Below are 15,012 nucleotides of genomic sequence, written 5' to 3' on the forward strand. Positions count from 1 at the left end.
TTGTTTTCCGGTGCTTGCCCGGATCTGTAATGTTTTGTGAAGATCATGAGGTGACATTGACAAGACCCTCCCCCGGCGTGGCCGACGGGAGTGGGCCCGGACCGCGCCCCGGCGTCGGCCGTGCCGTCGCCGTTCTCGTCCTGGTGGCGCTGGCGGCGCTGATCCCGCTGCTCGGGCCGTCGGCCGCGCTGGACGGCACCGGGGAGGCCGCCGCGCCCGGCACCGAGGGGATCGCGCTGCTGCGTACGGTGCTGTTCGCGGCGCTGTGCGTCCCGGCGGGCGAGCTGTTCGTGAACCGGCTGGCCAGGTCCGTGCCCGGTACCCCGACGGTCATGCCCCGCAGTTGGGCGCCCTACGCGGCCGGGGCGGGCTTCGTCGCCGCCCTGGGTCTCGCCTCGGTCGTCTCCACCGGCAACCTCGTGCCGCACAGCCTCGCGGACCTCGACGTCGGCGGCCTCTACGCGTCGCGCGACGGCAAGCTCGCGCTGCTGGAGGTCAACGCCTTCGCCGTGGCCGGGCTGTGCGCCCTCTCGCGTCGGCCCACGACCCAGCTCTGGCCACTGGCCGCGGTCGTGCTCGCCGAGGCCTTGCGCGCGCACCCCACGACCGAGCACAGCCCGCTGCTGGGCTCCGGCCTGACCTTCGTGCACCTGACCTGCGCAACGCTCTGGGCCGGCGGGCTGCTGCACGCCCTGCGGACCCTGCGCGGATGGGGGGTCAGGGAGACCGGCGCGGCCCTGCTCGGACTCTACGCGCGCGTGGCGGCCGTACTGCTCGCCGCCATCACGGCGACGGGCGTGTGGAGTTCGCTGCGTCGGATGCCGTCGGACACGGTCCTCCAGCAGCTCACCGAGACGGCTTACGGACGCGCCCTGCTGGCCAAGGTGCTGTTGATGCTGGCCGTGGCCTCGCTCGCCCTGTGGGCCCGGTTCCGGCTGCGCCGTACGGCCGACCCGCTGACCGCCTGTGCTCCCGCGCGGGCCGAGGTCGTCGCCCTGGGAGTGGTGGTCGCGGTGTCGGGACTGCTGACGGCGCTGCCGGTGCCGATCCGCTGGTGAGCCCGTCGCGTCCGCGTCGGCGAGCGCATCAGGGGGTGTTCGAAAGTCCCGCGCGGTGCCCGCGCCCGCCGCGGCAGCGGCTGGTGTCGCAGCCGGTGCGTGCCCTCGGCGCGCCGGACGAAGGCCCTCGACGGGGGTCCCCCCGCTCGAGCGAAGCCGAGAGTGGCGGAGGAGCTACTTGGGCCTTGGCCCGTGCGGCGGGGGTGCGTGCCGGGCGCCGCGGGTGCTGTGCGGGACTTTCAAACACCCCCTAGTCATCGGTCGGCTGGTCCACGGCCTCAGTGGTCACCGGGACCTCGAGGGCGGTGCGCTGGTCCATCGCCAGGCCGTTCACCGCGAGGCCGGGGCAGGGAGGCCCCAAGCAGGCGCTACGCCCCCGCCGCATCCAGCAGCGTCCCGGCCACGTAAGTGACCCCCATGGCCAGCGCCCCGCCCGCCGTATTGCGCAGTACGGCGCGGGTGGGAGCGGCAGCGCCCAGGTGGGCGCTGCTCCAGCCGGTCAGCGCGAGGGCGGTCAGGACGGAGACGACGGTGACCGTCAGGCGCCAGTCCGCCGGTGGCAGCACCATGGCCAGCAGCGGCAGCAGCGCACCGGCCGTGAACGCCAGGAAGCTGGCCCAGGCCGCGTGCCACGGGTTGGTCAGGTCGTCGGGGTCGATACCGAGCTCCACGCGCGCGTGTGCCTTCAGCGCATCCCGTTCCGTCAGCTGGACGGCCGCTTCCCGGGCCACGTCCTCGGACAGTCCGCGTCGTTCGAGCAGTCCCGTCAGCTCCTCCAGCTCCGCCTGCGGCCGCTCCCGCAACTCCCGCTTCTCCTGGGCCAGCGCGGCCTTCTCGGAGTCGCGCTGCGTGGAGACCGAGACGTACTCACCCGCCGCCATCGACATCGACCCGGCGAGCAGCCCGGCGAGGCCGGCCGTGAGCAGGGCCGTGCGGTCGTCGGTCGCGCCGGCCACGCCGACGACGAGGCCCGCGGTGGACACGATGCCGTCGTTCGCCCCGAGAACGGCCGCCCGCAGCCAGTTCAGCCGCTCGCCCAGCGAGCCGCCATGGGTCTCGTCCTGCGTCGATTCGGTCACATGCGGAGCATCGCACCGCGGGGGACATACGGGATGTACCGACGCTCCTGGGCGGGCGCGGGCTCACCAGCGTGCGGACGAGGGGCGGCAACACCGCGCGGACGCCGAGCGGTTGACGCGCTGACGTTCGCCGCGCTCGAACAGGCGGGCGGCGCAAGACACCTGACGGCCTGGACTGTCAGCCCCGGCCCGTATCCTCAGTGACCATGCTCGAAGACCGTGCTACCGCAGCGCCCTCCCCCACTGCATGGCCGACCGCGTACCCCGAGGGATACGCGGTCGTTGACGTGGAGACCACCGGCCTGGCCCGGGACGACCGGATAATCTCCGCGGCCGTCTACCGCCTGGACTCGCGCGGCGAGGTCGAGGACCACTGGTACACGATGGTCAACCCGGAGCGCGACCCGGGCCCGGTCTGGATCCACGGTCTGACGAGCGAGGCGCTGGAGGGCGCTCCCCTCTTTTCGGACATCGCCGAGGAGTTCGCGGCCCGGCTCGACGGACGGGTGCTCGTCGCGCACAACGCCGTCTTCGACTGGCAGATGATCGCGCGGGAGTACGCGCGCGCGGAGCGCGAGGCCCCGGTGCGGCAGCGGCTGTGCACCATCGCGCTGTCGAAGGAGCTGGGCCTGCCGCTGCCCAACCACAAGCTGGAGTCGCTGGCCGCCCACTTCGGCGTCGTACAGCAGCGCGCGCACCACGCGCTGGACGACGCGCGCGTGCTGGCAGAGGCGTTCCGGCCGAGCCTGCGGGCAGCGGCGGCGGGCAGCGTGCGGCTGCCGCTCCAGGAGTGCCGGCCGCTGACCGAGTGGCGGGACACGGCCACGCCCCGGATCGGACAGCAGGCGGGCGGAGGCGGCGGCAGCGGTTACGGCGGCGGGGGTTACGGCAGCTATCGTCCGACCAGTTGGCGCCCGTCCCGCAAAAGGCCCGCCTGCCCCTATCCCAACCCAGGACGTTACGAAGAGGGCAAAAGACTCAAGCAGGGTATGCGGATCGCCTTCTCCGGGGACACGTCGATCGAGCGCGACCTGCTGGAGGACCGCGCGATCGAGGCCGGGCTGCATGTGGCCACGAGCCTGTCCCGGCTGACCAGCCTGCTCGTCACGAACGACCCGGACGCGGGCACGTCGAAGGTGGTCAAGGCCCGCCAGTACGGGACGCCGGTGATCGACGAGGCGGCGTTCGGGCAACTCCTCAGGGACGTGGAACCGGCGTCGGAGCAGTGACCGTACGGACGGGTGATTGCCGGGCGACTCGCCCCGAGCCGTCTCGCCCGGACCGCGGTGACGGCTCACCCTGAGGCCCATGGCGACATGTGAAGTGTGCGGAAACGACTACGGCATGACCTTCGAGGTGCACGCGCAGGGCGCCGTGCACGTCTTCGACTGCTTCTCCTGTGCGATCCACCGCATGGCCCCCGTCTGCGAGCACTGCCGCGTCCAGATCATCGGGCAGGGCGTCGAGGTCGAGGGCCAGTGGTTCTGCGGCGCCCACTGCGCCCGTGCGGAGGGAAAGGTGGGGATCGTCGACAAGGTGTGACCTGCCAGGACCCGTACCCGCCTGAAAGCACCCCACGACCGAGTTGTACGGTCGTGGGGTGTACCGCTTCCTGTTGTCCCGGCAGTGGGTGATCCTCACGCTGGTCGCCCTGCTCCTCATCCCCACGATGATCAGGCTGGGCATCTGGCAGATGCACCGCTACGAGGAGCGCGACGCCCGGAACCAGCTGGTCGCCGACGCACTGGGCGCCAAGCCGGTGGGGGTGGAGAAGCTGACCGCCCCGGGGCACACCGTCACCACCAAGGAGCGGTACCGCACCGTGACCGCGGTGGGCCGCTTCGACACCGAGCACGAGGTCGTGGTCAGGCGCCGCGTCAACTCCGACGAGGAGGTCGGCTTCCACGTCCTCACCCCCTTCGTCCTGGCGGACGGCAAGGTGCTGCTGGTCAATCGCGGCTGGATCCCCTCGGACGGGCCCAGCCAGACGGCCTTCCCCAAGATCCCGGCGCCGCCGAGCGGGCGGATCACCGTCACCGGACGGCTGATGCCCGACGAGACGACCGAGGCGAGCGGCATCAAGAACCTCAAGGGCCTCCCGCACCGCCAGGTCATGCTGATCAACAGCGAGCAGGAGGCGGGGCGCCTCGACGCACGGGTGCTCGGCGGCTACATCGTGCAGACGACTCCGGAGCCGAAGGGCGACACGCCGGAGCTGATCGGGAAGCCCGGCGAGGAGAACGCCCCGCTGAACTACGCGTACGCCCTCCAGTGGTGGCTGTTCGCCGCGGGCGTGCCCCTCGGGTGGGTGATCCTGGCCCGCCGCGAGGCCCGTGACCGGACGGCGGGGCGGCAGGAGTCGGCGGAGGCGGAGGCCGAGCCGGCGGGCGTGTAGCACTCGCGCATCACTCCCCCGGCCCCACCCCTGATTGGCCCACCGGCCCTTGGGGAACCCGCATTTGCGTGCACCCGCGCATCGAGGACTACGCCCTCATCGGCGACGAGCAGACGGCCGCCCTGATCGGCAGGGACGGGTCCGTCGACTGGCTGTGTCTGCCCCGCTTCGACTCGGGAGCCTGCTTCGCCAGACTCCTCGGCGACGACGACAACGGCCACTGGCGCATCGCCCCCAAGGACGCGCAGGGCCCCTGCACCCGCCGCGCCTACCGCCCGGACACCCTGGTGCTGGACACCGAGTGGGAGACCGAGGAGGGCGCGATCCGCGTCACCGACCTGATGCCCCAACGCGACCGTGCCCCCGACCTCGTGCGCGTCGTCGAGGGCCTCAGCGGCCGGGTCACCGTACACAGCACCCTGCGGATCCGCTTCGACTACGGCTCGATCGTGCCCTGGGTGCGCGAGTCCGACGGGCAGCGGGTGGCCGTGGCCGGCCCGGACTCGGTCTGGCTGCGCAGCGAACCCGAGGTGCACACATGGGGCAAGGACTTCGGTACGCAGTCGGAGTTCACGGTCGAAAAGGGCGACAAGGTCGCCTTCGTCCTCACCTGGCATCCCTCGCACGAGCCGCGCCCGCCGCTCATCGACGCGCACAAGGCGTTGCACAGCAGCGTCCGCGACTGGCGGCACTGGGTGAAGCGCTGCCGTTACGACGGCCCGTACCGGGACGCCGTGGTCCGCTCCCTGATCACCCTCAAGGCCCTCACCTACCGGCCGACCGGCGGCATCGTCGCCGCCCCCACCACCTCACTCCCCGAGGAGCTGGGCGGCGTCCGCAACTGGGACTACCGCTACTGCTGGCTGCGCGACTCCACCCTCCTGCTGAACGTGGGACTGTCGGCGGGCTACCGGGAGGAGGCCGAGGCCTGGCGCGACTGGCTGTTGCGCGCGGTCGCCGGCGACCCGGCCGACCTCCAGATCATGTACGGCCTGGCGGGCGAGCGGCGGCTGCCCGAGTTCGAGGTGCCGTGGCTGTCCGGCTTCGCCGGCTCCGCTCCCGTACGCATCGGCAACGAGGCCGTGAAACAGCTCCAGTTGGACGTGTACGGCGAGGTCATGGACACCCTCGCGCTGGCCCGGGAGGCGGGCCTGCCCATCAAGCCGCACATGTGGGCGATCCAGTCCTCCCTCATGGAGTGGCTGGAAGCGCAGTGGCGGCAGCCGGACGAGGGGCTGTGGGAGGTGCGCGGCGGGCGGCGTCACTTCGTGCACTCGAAGGTGATGGTGTGGGTGGCCGCCGACCGTGCCGTGCGCACCCTGGAACAGAACCCGAGGATCGAGGGCGACCTCGACGGCTGGCGGGCGATGCGCGACGAGGTGCATCGCGAGGTGTGCGAGAAGGGCTACGACGCCGAGCGGAACACCTTCACGCAGTCCTACGGCTCCCGTGAGCTCGACGCCGCGCTGCTGCTCATCCCGCGCGTGGGCTTCCTGCCGCCCGACGACCCGCGCGTCGTCGGCACCATCGACGCGATCCGCGCCGAGCTCAGCCATCAGGGCTTCCTGCGCCGCTACAGCACCGACGGAACGACCGTCGACGGGCTGCCGGGAGACGAGGGCACGTTTTTGGCCTGCTCGTTCTGGCTCGCGGAGGCGTTGCACATGACGGGGCGTACGCAGGAGGCGCGGGAGCTGTTCGACCGGCTGGTGGGGCTGGCGAACGACGTGGGCCTGCTGTCCGAGGAGTACGACCCGGTGGCCGACCGTCAGCTCGGCAACTTCCCGCAGGCCTTCAGTCACATCGGCCTGGTGAACTCCGCCCTCGCCCTGTTCGGGGGTGACGGGGCAGGATAGGGACCATGGATCTTGGACTGAAGGACCGGGTGTACGTCGTCACGGGGGCCACCCGCGGCCTGGGCAACGCGGCGGCGCGTGAGCTCGCGGCCGACGGGGCAAAGGTCGTCCTGACCGGCAGGGACGAGAAGCGGGCCGCCGACGCCGCCGCCGAGCTGGGGCCGAACGCGTTCGGGGCGGGCATCGACAACGCCGATCCGGAGGCGCCCACACGGCTCATCGCCGCCGCACGCGAGCGGTTCGGCGCCTTCCACGGCATCTTCATCAGCGTGGGCGGGCCGCCGGCCGGATTTGTCGCCGACAACTCCGACGAACAGTGGCAGGCGGCGTTCGAGTCGGTGTTCCTGGGCGCGGTGCGGCTGGCTCGGGCGGCAGCGGCGGAGCTCGACGAGGGCGGGGTCATCGGATTCGTGCTGTCGGGTTCGGTGCACGAGCCGATTCCGGGGCTGACGATTTCCAATGGACTGCGGCCCGGGCTGGCCGGTTTCGCGAAGTCCCTCGCGGACGAGCTGGGGCCGCGCGGCATTCGCGTGGTGGGTCTGCTCCCGGCCCGTATCGACACGGACCGGGTACGGGAGCTGGACGGGATGTCGGCCGATCCGGAGGCGACGCGGGCCGCGAACGAGGCGCGGATTCCGTTGCGCCGATATGGCACTCCGGAGGAGTTCGGGCGTACTGCCGCGTTCTTGTTGTCTCCGGCGGCTTCCTATCTGACGGGAATCATGGTGCCGGTGGACGGCGGAATGCGGCACGGATTCTGAGACGCCGGTCAAGTCATCCTTTCGGTCAAGTCACCCTTTCCGCACGGTGTTTGGCACCCCGCAGGCGGACTTCCGTCGGCAGTGCCGCGAGGCCCGCTGAATTCCGGGCGTGGGCCAGCGCCTGTGCGGTGAGGTCGTTCAGGGCGGTCCCCGGGTCCACGTGCGGTTGCAGCAGGAGGCGCGCCCGGGCCTCGGGGGCGCCTCGGCGGCCGGTCAGGTGGACCTGGGCCCGCTGGACGCCCTCCAGGCCCGCGGCCTCGCTCGCCAGGACGCCCTCCAGGGCCCGGCCCCGCAGCAGCGCGCCCTCGCCGTCGCCGGTGTCGACCAGGACCTCGGTGAGCCGGCGTCGGCGCAGGACCGAGGTCAGCCACCACAGGGCGAGCAGGACCAGGACGGCCAGCACGGCGATCACGGTCGGCCACCACCAGCCCTCGTCCCGCCAGCGCGTCCGCTCTGCGTCGCTGAGCAGCACGTCGTTCCGGCTGTCGTGGATCCACCAGGACGGGGGGTCCAGCCCGAGCCCCACGGCCAGCACGGAACCGCCGATCACGAGCAGCACCAGTCCGACGAGCCCGATCAGCACCCGGTTGACCAACCTGAGCACGGCCCTCACCCCTTCCGTCCGAGCCGCCGCACATGCACCGACAGCGAGGGCGGGCGGGACAGCCCCAGGCCCCTGATCGCGTCGGCGAGCGTGGCGTCCAGGTCGGCGCGCACCTCGTCCAGTTCACGGAAGTGCGAGACGGCGCGGACGTCGGCACGGCGGCGGCGTACCCGCACCCGTACCGACTGGACGCCGGAGACTTCGACGGCCCGGTCGCGCAGGACCAGGGCGGCGAGGTCGCGGTGGAGGCCGGCGCGTACGTCGGGGTGGGTGCGGCGCATCGGCAGGACGGAGCGCAGGCCGGGTGTGGTGGCCAGGGCGAGGAGCCAGAGGCCGAGGACGGCGGCGACGCCCGCGCCGACGAGCACCCAGATGTCGTCGAGGGGGCGCTCGGCGAGTTGGTGGGCCAGTTCCCGGCGCCAGTACATGGGCGGCCGGCCGGCGCGCACGGCGGCGATGTCGTACAGGAAGAAGCCCGCGCCGAGCGCCAGCACCAGGGCCGTGATCGCGGCCGGGATGCGGCGTGCCGACCAGAAGCGGCCCTCGCCGCGGCCCTTGTCGTCGACCGGGGGCGGGGGGTCGTAGGCGGCCGCGGACGCCGACTGGTCGAGAGGGTCGGGTCCGGTCTCCTTCTCCATGACCGGCAGTCGTTGAGTGGTGCCTTCGGAACCCTGGGACTCGCTCATCGCGTCCTCCCTGCCGCGCCCTGCCCGCGCGCCGGGTGCAGCCGCTCCACGTGCACGGCGACCTCCGGCACCTCCATGCCCACCAACGCGCCTACCCGTTCCACGACATGCCGACGCACGGCCCTGCACCGGGAGCCGATGTCGCAGGGGTAGTCCAGTTCGAGATGGACCCGGACCCGGGCGGCGTCGACGGGCGTCCCGTCCCCGGCCTGGGGCCGGACGACGACGTCGGCGTACGGCCGGGCGGCGCCCTCGGGCAGCCCTCCGACCGCCTCGCGCGCGGCCTGTGAGGCGATCTTCGCGACGACCCGGTCGGCGATCCGGGTCGCCCCGCGCTCACCGGGTGGGACGGCGAACGGCGCTCTGCCGGATTCCGTGGCCCCACCGCTCACCGACGTCACCGCCGCCGTTCGTCACGCTGCCGGAAGAAGTCACCGAGCTCCCAGTCCCCCTCCAGGAACCGCCCGGCGACGAATCCGACGGCACCCAGGGCCGCCACCAGCAGGAAGGCGCCGAATCCGCCGAAGTACCCGGCGAATCCCAGTGCCATGCCTGCGATCATGCCGACCACGGCCATGCTCATGATGCGCTCCTCAGCTCATCGCTCCCTGGTAACTCCCGGCCACTGCGTCGTCCAGCCGCCGACGCGTCACTGGATCCGGCGCTCCGGTTCCTCTTCCTCTTCCTCCGGCAGCTTCACATCACTCACCGCGATGTTGACCTCGACGACTTCGAGGCCGGCCATCCGCTCGACGGCGGTGATCACGTTCTCGCGCACATCCCGGGCCACGTCGGCGATGGACACGCCGTACTCGACGACGATCTCCAGATCGAGCGCGGCCTGTACCTCGCCGACCTCGGCCTTCACCCCGCGCGTCACCGACTTCGTCGTCCCGCCCGGCACCCGGTCGCGCACGGCCCCGAAGGTCCGCGAGATTCCGCTGCCCATGGCGTGCACGCCGTCCACATCGCGTGCGGCCATCCCGGCGATCTTCTCCACCACGCCGTCCGCGATGGTCGTCCGGCCCCTGGCGCCGGGGTCTCCCCCGCCGCGCTTGGTGACCTGGGTCCTGCGTGGGGTGGCGGCCTCGGCCTCCGTCCCCCGGTTCTGGTCCGTCGTCTCAGTCATGGCCGTTCGTCCTTTTCGGTTGCGGTCCCTCGACCACCGTAAGCACGCTTGCGCGATTGCGCCCCAGGGATGCGGCAGGCTGGAGGAATGACGACGGCGGACCGATGGACGCAGGCAGTGCGGCAGCAGCTGGGGCTCGGCAGGCTGCTGCCTTTGGGCGGCGCGCGCGACGGCGCGTGGATCTCCGAGAGGGCGGCCGAGGCGGCGCTGCGGCGCGCGGCCGAGAACATGGCCGGGGTACGGCTGGACGGGCTCCGGATCGCCCTCGCCGACCCGGAGGAGACGTACGAGGCCGCCGTACCGCCTCCGCCGAGCGCCCTGCCTCCGGGGCCGCTGCGGGTGACGGGGGACTTCGCGGCGACGGCGGCCGAGGCACTGCCGGTGACGGCGGACCGGCTACGGGGGCTGCTGGCCGCCACGGCCACGGACCGCCTGGGCCTGACGGTGACCGAGGTGGACCTGCGGGTGACGGCCCTGCTCGACGAGGACGCCGAGCCCGCTTCCGTACGGCAGCCGGAGCCGACGCGGGCCGCCGAGCCCGGGAACCCCGACGAGGAGCGCGTCGCCGCCGTGACCCTGGCGGTGCCGGGGGTGGCCCGGCTGACGGGCGTCCTGGGCGGGGCGAGCCGCGCGGTGCACATCGAGGAACGGCAGGACGGGACGGCCCTGCCGCGCCGGCACGTGCGCGTGGAGCTCGCGGTGAGCGCGGACCACCGGGCCGTGGAGGTGGCCCGGGAGGTCCGTAAGAGGGTGCACGAGGCGCTGGTCGGTCACCCGACGGTGGCCGTGCTGGTCACGGCCGTCGGTTGATCGGCGCGGCGGCTATTCGCCGAGGCCTGCCAGGTCCCGCAGCCGGCGCGCCTGCGCGGCCCGCTCGGCACCGCGCTGCTCGTCGTAGGTGCGGTCCACGGCACCACGAAGCAGCGCCTTGGTCTCGATCACCGCGTCCCGCGGCGCGGCCACGATCGCGCCGGCCAGATCCCGTACGGCGTCGTCGAGTTGGTCGACGGGCACCGCGAGGTTGGCCAGCCCGCTGCTGACGGCCTCCTCGGCCGCCACGAAGCGGCCCGTGACGCAGATCTCCAGCGCACGGCCGTATCCGACCAGCCCAACCAGCGGGTGGGTACCCGTCAGGTCCGGCACCAGCCCGAGGCTGGTCTCGCGCATGGCGAACTGCACGTCGTCCGCGACGACGCGCACGTCACAGGCGAGCGCGAGCTGGAAGCCCGCGCCGATGGCATACCCCTGTACGGCGGCGATGGACACGACGTCGTTGCGCCGCCACCAGGTGAAGCCCTCCTGGAACTCGGCGATGGCAGCGTCGAGTTCACCGTCGCTGCTGCGCGCCAGCTCGATGAACGAGGGCTCGCCCTCGATCCCGTCGGGCGTGAACATCTGCCGGTCGAGGCCGGCGGAGAAGGACTGGCCCTCACCGCGCAGCACGACGACCCGCACGCTGCCCGGCACGGCGCGCCCGGCCTCGGCGAGCGTCCGCCACATGGCGGGGCTCTGTGCGTTGCGCTTGGCCGGGTTGGTCAGCGTCACCGTGGCGATGGCGCCGTCGACGACGAGCCGTACGCCGTTCTTGTCGAGCAGAGGTGCGTGTTCCTGGTCGGTCGAAGCCATGGGGCGCCTCCGATGAGTGCGGTCATCATGGGATGCCCGGCAGGGCACCCCCTAAGTGACTGCACAGTAACCACCCGGTCGATCAGCCGACCGACCGGGTGGTCACCATCGAAGCCGATGGGCCGCCCGCGATCAGCCTGCGGCCTTCTTGCCTCGTGTCGCGCCACCACGCCCACGAAGCGTGACGCCCGACTCGCTGAGCATCCGGTGAACGAAGCCATACGAGCGGCCGGTTTCCTCGGCCAGCGCCCGAATGCTCGCACCGGAGTCGTACTTCTTCTTCAGGTCTGCCGCGAGCTTGTCGCGCGCGGCGCCGGTTACCCGGCTGCCCTTCTTCAGAGTCTCGGCCACCCGTGCCTCCTCATGGGAAGTGCGCTCTGGTCTCCTCATGATCACCCCTCCGGGCCTTCATGGCCACCCATTCGGCAAGGTCCGTGAGACAAGGTTTTGACGACAGGAGCACATCCCCACAAGGGGAATCCAGGATTCCGCAGAGAGTTGTCCGTACGGCCGAACGGGTTCTTTCAAGAAGCCCCAGGTCAGAGCAGGACGACGGCCGAGCCCTTGTCGATAAAGGACTCGGCCGCGAATTCGATGTAGCACACACCTCGGTACGAGGAGATCTCACACAGATGATGGATCACGGATGGGCCGAATGATCCATAGCCCGGTGATCACGCATTCGATCAAGCCAGGGCGACGAGATCCGCGTAATCCGCGCCCCACAGGTCCTCGACGCCGTCCGGCAGCAGAATGATCCGCTCCGGCTGGAGCGCCTCGACGGCGCCCTCGTCGTGGGTGACGAGCACGACCGCGCCCTTGTAGGTGCGCAGCGCGCTGAGGATCTCCTCGCGGCTGGCCGGGTCGAGGTTGTTGGTCGGCTCGTCGAGGAGCAGGACGTTCGCCGAGGACACCACGAGGGTGGCGAGGGCGAGGCGGGTCTTCTCGCCGCCGGAGAGGACACCGGCGGGCTTGTCGACGTCGTCGCCGGAGAACAGGAACGAACCGAGCACCTTGCGGACCTCGACGAGATCCATGTCGGGGGCCGACGAGCGCATGTTCTCCAGGACCGTGCGGTCGGGGTCCAGGGTCTCGTGCTCCTGGGCGTAGTAGCCGATTTTGAGGCCGTGGCCGGGGACGACGGCGCCCGTGTCGGGCTGTTCGGCGCCGGCCAGGAGCCGCAACAGGGTGGTCTTGCCCGCGCCGTTGAGGCCGAGGATGACGACCCGGGAGCCCTTGTCGACGGCCAGGTCGACGTCGGTGAAGATCTCCAGGGAGCCGTAGGACTTCGACAGGCCCTCGGCGGTCAGCGGGGTCTTGCCACAGGGCGCGGGCTCCGGGAAGCGGAGCTTGGCGACCTTGTCGGAGACCCGGACCGCCTCGAGTCCGGCGAGCAGCCGGTCGGCGCGCTTGGCCATGTTCTGCGCGGCGACCGTCTTGGTGGCCTTGGCGCGCATCTTGTCGGCCTGCGAATGCAGAGCGGCGGCCTTCTTCTCGGCGTTCTGCCGCTCGCGCTTGCGGCGCTTCTCGTCGGCCTCGCGCTGCTGCTGGTAGAGCTTCCAGCCCATGTTGTAGACGTCGATCTGGGCGCGGTTGGCGTCCAGGTAGAACACCTTGTTGACGACCGTCTCGACCAGGTCGACGTCGTGGGAGATCACGATGAAGCCGCCGCGGTAGGTCTTGAGGTAGTCGCGCAGCCAGACGATCGAGTCGGCGTCGAGGTGGTTGGTCGGCTCGTCGAGCAGGAGGGTGTCCGCGTCCGAGAACAGGATGCGGGCGAGCTCGATACGGCGGCGCTGACCACCGGAGAGCGTGTGCAGGGGCTGGCCGAGCACGCGGTCGGGCAGGTTCAGCGCGGCGGCGATGGTGGCCGCCTCGGCCTCGGCGGCGTACCCGCCCTTGGTGAGGAACTCCGTCTCCTGGCGCTCGTACTGCCTCAGGGCCTTCTCACGGGTCGCGCCCTGGCCGACCGCGATGCGCTGTTCGTTCTCCCGCATCTTGCGGATCAGTACGTCCAGGCCGCGCGCGGACAGGACGCGGTCGCGGGCGAGGATGTCGAGGTCGCCGGTGCGGGGGTCCTGCGGGAGGTAGCCGACCTCGCCGGAGCGGGTGATGGTGCCGCCGGCGGGGATGCCCTCGCCGGCGAGGCACTTGGTGAGGGTCGTCTTGCCGGCGCCGTTGCGGCCGACGAGGCCGATGCGGTCACCCTTGGCGACGCGGAAGGTCGCGGACTCGATGAGGACGCGCGCACCGGCGCGCAGCTCGATACCGGAGGCGGAGATCACGGACAGACTCCAGGGCGGGGGTAGGTGGCGGGATGGGCGGCTGAGGACGTTCCCGCCGTCTAATGCGCGAGGAGAATGGCCATGGGGCCAGTCTAACGGGGCTGTGCAAGCACTTTTTCTGGGTCCGGGTGTTCGACCCGGGGTCTGCCGCGTCCTCGGCCGTCCTTGTCGCGGACCTCGTTGCCGAGCGGTCGGCGGTGCGGGGCGATCCGTCCCAGGTCGTCCAGGGCGATGAGCTGGGCGGTCCAGGCCGCGTGGCGGCATGGCTGGGCGACGATGAGCGTCTTGGCGTGATGTACGGCACGTTCGGGCCGGAAGGCGCAGCCGTCGCGCGCGGGCAGCACCCAGCGCAGATCACCGTCGGCGATGCGGTACGCGGCGATCCGGTGCGGGGTGACGACGGCCAGCATGCCGCGGCCCAAGGGGCGCAGGACGCCGGTTCCGCCGTGGGTCGGCAGCCAGTCGCCCGGGGCGGGCAGGGCGCGGTGCCAGCGGACGGTCCGACCGTCGGTGCCGGTGACCAGGCCGTCGTCCCAGAGCGTGATGACGTCCCCGCGCACGTGCAGCGAGGTGAGGGGGCGCCGGCCTTCGCGGGTGTAGCGCCAGCGCAGGGCGCCGGTGCGGGGGTCGTGGGCCCACAGAGCGGTGTCCCGGGTGCGGAGCCGCGGGGTGGCCTGCACCACGCGCGCGGGGGCGGCGCGGGGGACGGTGAGGTGGTCGCCGTAGGGGGTGGGGCGGGCTTGGTGGGCGACTGCCAGGAGCGGGATCACGACGAGGAGGGCGAGCACCGGCGCCGGAAGCCGGGAGCGGATCGCCACCTTGCCCCCTCGGAACCCGTCTCCGGGCCCTCCGGCCCTCACCCAGGCGATCCGCTTCCCGCGGATCCGGCGCAGAGCGTAGCCACGCACGAGGCGGCCGGCGGGGCATCTCGTGACGACACGTCGGGCGGGCCGGGGGCCTGTCCCTCGTTCGGCCGCTGCCGGGGCCCGGCACGACCGGCCGATGTCAGTGGTCGCTGCAAGACTGGGCATCGGGTGGAACTCCCGGCCGGTGGCGGCGAGGGAGCACATGCGTCACAAGGGAGTGATCGGCATGGCAGGTACGAGCGGTGGGCGTCCGAGCGTCTATCCCACGCTGCTCTACGCGGACGCGAAAGCCGCGATCAAGCAGCTCACGGAGGCCTTCGGGTTCACGGCGCTGGCGGTGCACGAGGGCGAGGACGGCTCGGTGGGCCATGCCGAGCTGGCGCAGGGGAACGGCGCGGTGATGCTCGGCTCCAAGGGCACCGGCAGCGCCTTCGACAAGGTGATGAAGGACGCGGGCACGACCGGGGTGTACGTCGTCGTGGAGGACGTCGACGCACACCACCGGCGGGCCGTGGAGCAGGGCGCGGAGATCCTGATGCCCCCGACGGACCAGGACTACGGCTCGCGGGACTACATGGCCCGGGACCTCGAGGGCAATGTGTGGAGCTTCGGCACGTACACCCCCGACATGGACCCGAGATAGCGGGCTGAGCGCCGGCCACGCCGC

General features: G+C 71.9%; 18 protein-coding genes. 8 read left to right on the forward strand and 10 right to left on the reverse strand.

Going from position 1 to position 15,012, the window contains the following annotated elements; translation table 11 throughout:
* Nucleotides 1–50: 50 nt before the first annotated feature.
* Nucleotides 51–1,058 carry a CopD family protein gene (locus tag KUM44_RS16365; protein WP_308402627.1) on the forward strand — a complete coding sequence of 336 codons (1,008 nt, stop codon included), beginning with the start codon at nt 51–53 and terminating at the stop codon, nt 1,056–1,058.
* Nucleotides 1,059–1,426: 368 nt separating this feature from the next.
* On the opposite strand, the gene KUM44_RS16370 is transcribed toward KUM44_RS16365, so the two are convergent.
* Nucleotides 1,427–2,137, reverse strand: a complete 711-nt coding sequence (locus KUM44_RS16370; RefSeq protein WP_217208618.1) for a VIT family protein — start codon at nt 2,135–2,137, stop codon at nt 1,427–1,429.
* 206 nt (nt 2,138–2,343) lie between these two features.
* Here KUM44_RS16370 and KUM44_RS16375 point away from each other — a divergent pair, with 206 nt between their 5' ends.
* The 5 genes from KUM44_RS16375 to KUM44_RS16395 all read left to right on the forward strand — a co-directional run bounded on the left by KUM44_RS16375 (nt 2,344) and on the right by KUM44_RS16395 (nt 7,149).
* A complete protein-coding gene (locus KUM44_RS16375; RefSeq protein WP_217208619.1) occupies nt 2,344–3,366 on the forward strand; it encodes a DEDDh family exonuclease in 1,023 nt (340 codons plus the stop codon).
* A gap of 79 nt (nt 3,367–3,445) precedes the next feature.
* A complete protein-coding gene (locus KUM44_RS16380; protein ID WP_062719308.1) occupies nt 3,446–3,679 on the forward strand; it encodes a hypothetical protein in 234 nt (77 codons plus the stop codon).
* 58 nt (nt 3,680–3,737) lie between these two features.
* On the forward strand, nt 3,738–4,532 hold the full coding sequence (locus KUM44_RS16385; RefSeq protein ID WP_217208620.1) for an SURF1 family protein: 795 nt from the start codon (nt 3,738–3,740) through the stop codon (nt 4,530–4,532).
* 68 nt (nt 4,533–4,600) lie between these two features.
* On the forward strand, nt 4,601–6,388 hold the full coding sequence (locus KUM44_RS16390) for a glycoside hydrolase family 15 protein (RefSeq protein ID WP_217208621.1): 1,788 nt from the start codon (nt 4,601–4,603) through the stop codon (nt 6,386–6,388).
* A 5-nt stretch (nt 6,389–6,393) separates the two neighbouring features.
* The gene (locus KUM44_RS16395; protein WP_217208622.1) at nt 6,394–7,149 is read left to right on the forward strand and encodes an SDR family oxidoreductase; all 756 of its coding nucleotides are present in this window, start codon (nt 6,394–6,396) and stop codon (nt 7,147–7,149) included.
* Between the two features lie 25 nt (nt 7,150–7,174).
* Here KUM44_RS16395 and amaP read toward each other — a convergent pair whose 3' ends face one another.
* From amaP to KUM44_RS16420, 5 genes are all read right to left on the reverse strand, one after another.
* On the reverse strand, nt 7,175–7,762 hold the full coding sequence (gene amaP / locus KUM44_RS16400; protein WP_217208623.1) for an alkaline shock response membrane anchor protein AmaP: 588 nt from the start codon (nt 7,760–7,762) through the stop codon (nt 7,175–7,177).
* Nucleotides 7,759–8,439 (reverse strand): DUF6286 domain-containing protein, encoded by a 681-nt coding sequence (locus KUM44_RS16405; protein ID WP_217208624.1) that lies wholly within the window; start codon nt 8,437–8,439, stop codon nt 7,759–7,761. The genes amaP and KUM44_RS16405 overlap by 4 nt, the downstream gene beginning before the upstream one ends.
* Nucleotides 8,436–8,840, reverse strand: coding sequence for an Asp23/Gls24 family envelope stress response protein (locus KUM44_RS16410; protein WP_217208625.1), 405 nt, complete (start codon nt 8,838–8,840; stop codon nt 8,436–8,438). Before KUM44_RS16410 ends, KUM44_RS16405 begins: the two co-directional genes overlap by 4 nt.
* Nucleotides 8,837–9,022, reverse strand: a complete 186-nt coding sequence (locus KUM44_RS16415) for a hypothetical protein (RefSeq protein WP_030054863.1) — start codon at nt 9,020–9,022, stop codon at nt 8,837–8,839. Before KUM44_RS16415 ends, KUM44_RS16410 begins: the two co-directional genes overlap by 4 nt.
* A 66-nt stretch (nt 9,023–9,088) precedes the next feature.
* Nucleotides 9,089–9,568 (reverse strand): Asp23/Gls24 family envelope stress response protein, encoded by a 480-nt coding sequence (locus tag KUM44_RS16420; RefSeq protein ID WP_217208626.1) that lies wholly within the window; start codon nt 9,566–9,568, stop codon nt 9,089–9,091.
* Between the two features lie 87 nt (nt 9,569–9,655).
* Between KUM44_RS16420 and KUM44_RS16425 the strand changes: the two genes are divergently transcribed.
* Nucleotides 9,656–10,378, forward strand: a complete 723-nt coding sequence (locus KUM44_RS16425) for a nucleopolyhedrovirus P10 family protein (protein ID WP_254389610.1) — start codon at nt 9,656–9,658, stop codon at nt 10,376–10,378.
* A 12-nt stretch (nt 10,379–10,390) separates the two neighbouring features.
* Here the strand turns inward: KUM44_RS16425 and KUM44_RS16430 are convergent, their stop codons facing one another.
* The 4 genes from KUM44_RS16430 to KUM44_RS16445 all read right to left on the reverse strand — a co-directional run bounded on the left by KUM44_RS16430 (nt 10,391) and on the right by KUM44_RS16445 (nt 14,297).
* Nucleotides 10,391–11,194, reverse strand: a complete 804-nt coding sequence (locus KUM44_RS16430; protein ID WP_217208628.1) for an enoyl-CoA hydratase/isomerase family protein — start codon at nt 11,192–11,194, stop codon at nt 10,391–10,393.
* Between the two features lie 132 nt (nt 11,195–11,326).
* Nucleotides 11,327–11,545 carry a helix-turn-helix domain-containing protein gene (locus KUM44_RS16435; RefSeq protein ID WP_019758351.1) on the reverse strand — a complete coding sequence of 73 codons (219 nt, stop codon included), beginning with the start codon at nt 11,543–11,545 and terminating at the stop codon, nt 11,327–11,329.
* 335 nt (nt 11,546–11,880) lie between these two features.
* Nucleotides 11,881–13,479 carry an ABC-F family ATP-binding cassette domain-containing protein gene (locus tag KUM44_RS16440; protein ID WP_217208629.1) on the reverse strand — a complete coding sequence of 533 codons (1,599 nt, stop codon included), beginning with the start codon at nt 13,477–13,479 and terminating at the stop codon, nt 11,881–11,883.
* A 92-nt stretch (nt 13,480–13,571) separates the two neighbouring features.
* Nucleotides 13,572–14,297 (reverse strand): PQQ-like beta-propeller repeat protein, encoded by a 726-nt coding sequence (locus KUM44_RS16445; RefSeq protein WP_217208630.1) that lies wholly within the window; start codon nt 14,295–14,297, stop codon nt 13,572–13,574.
* Nucleotides 14,298–14,571: 274 nt separating this feature from the next.
* Here KUM44_RS16445 and KUM44_RS16450 point away from each other — a divergent pair, with 274 nt between their 5' ends.
* Nucleotides 14,572–14,988, forward strand: a complete 417-nt coding sequence (locus KUM44_RS16450) for a VOC family protein (protein WP_217208631.1) — start codon at nt 14,572–14,574, stop codon at nt 14,986–14,988.
* Nucleotides 14,989–15,012 lie beyond the last annotated feature (24 nt).

The sequence above is a fragment of the Streptomyces sp. AC550_RSS872 genome, assembly GCF_019049285.1.
In the GTDB taxonomy this organism is placed as follows: Bacteria; Actinomycetota; Actinomycetes; order Streptomycetales; family Streptomycetaceae; genus Streptomyces.

What these genes read in the sequence shown, in the direction of transcription:
- KUM44_RS16405 (WP_217208624.1), bottom strand. Translation starts at nt 8,439, where the DNA reads ATGAGCGAGTCCCAGGGTTCCGAAGGCACCACTCAACGACTGCCGGTC.
- KUM44_RS16415 (WP_030054863.1), bottom strand. Translation starts at nt 9,022, where the DNA reads ATGAGCATGGCCGTGGTCGGCATGATCGCAGGCATGGCACTGGGATTC.
- KUM44_RS16395 (WP_217208622.1), top strand. Translation starts at nt 6,394, where the DNA reads ATGGATCTTGGACTGAAGGACCGGGTGTACGTCGTCACGGGGGCCACC.
- KUM44_RS16375 (WP_217208619.1), top strand. Translation starts at nt 2,344, where the DNA reads ATGCTCGAAGACCGTGCTACCGCAGCGCCCTCCCCCACTGCATGGCCG.
- KUM44_RS16380 (WP_062719308.1), top strand. Translation starts at nt 3,446, where the DNA reads ATGGCGACATGTGAAGTGTGCGGAAACGACTACGGCATGACCTTCGAG.
- KUM44_RS16425 (WP_254389610.1), top strand. Translation starts at nt 9,656, where the DNA reads ATGACGACGGCGGACCGATGGACGCAGGCAGTGCGGCAGCAGCTGGGG.
- KUM44_RS16430 (WP_217208628.1), bottom strand. Translation starts at nt 11,194, where the DNA reads ATGGCTTCGACCGACCAGGAACACGCACCTCTGCTCGACAAGAACGGC.
- KUM44_RS16420 (WP_217208626.1), bottom strand. Translation starts at nt 9,568, where the DNA reads ATGACTGAGACGACGGACCAGAACCGGGGGACGGAGGCCGAGGCCGCC.
- KUM44_RS16450 (WP_217208631.1), top strand. Translation starts at nt 14,572, where the DNA reads ATGGCAGGTACGAGCGGTGGGCGTCCGAGCGTCTATCCCACGCTGCTC.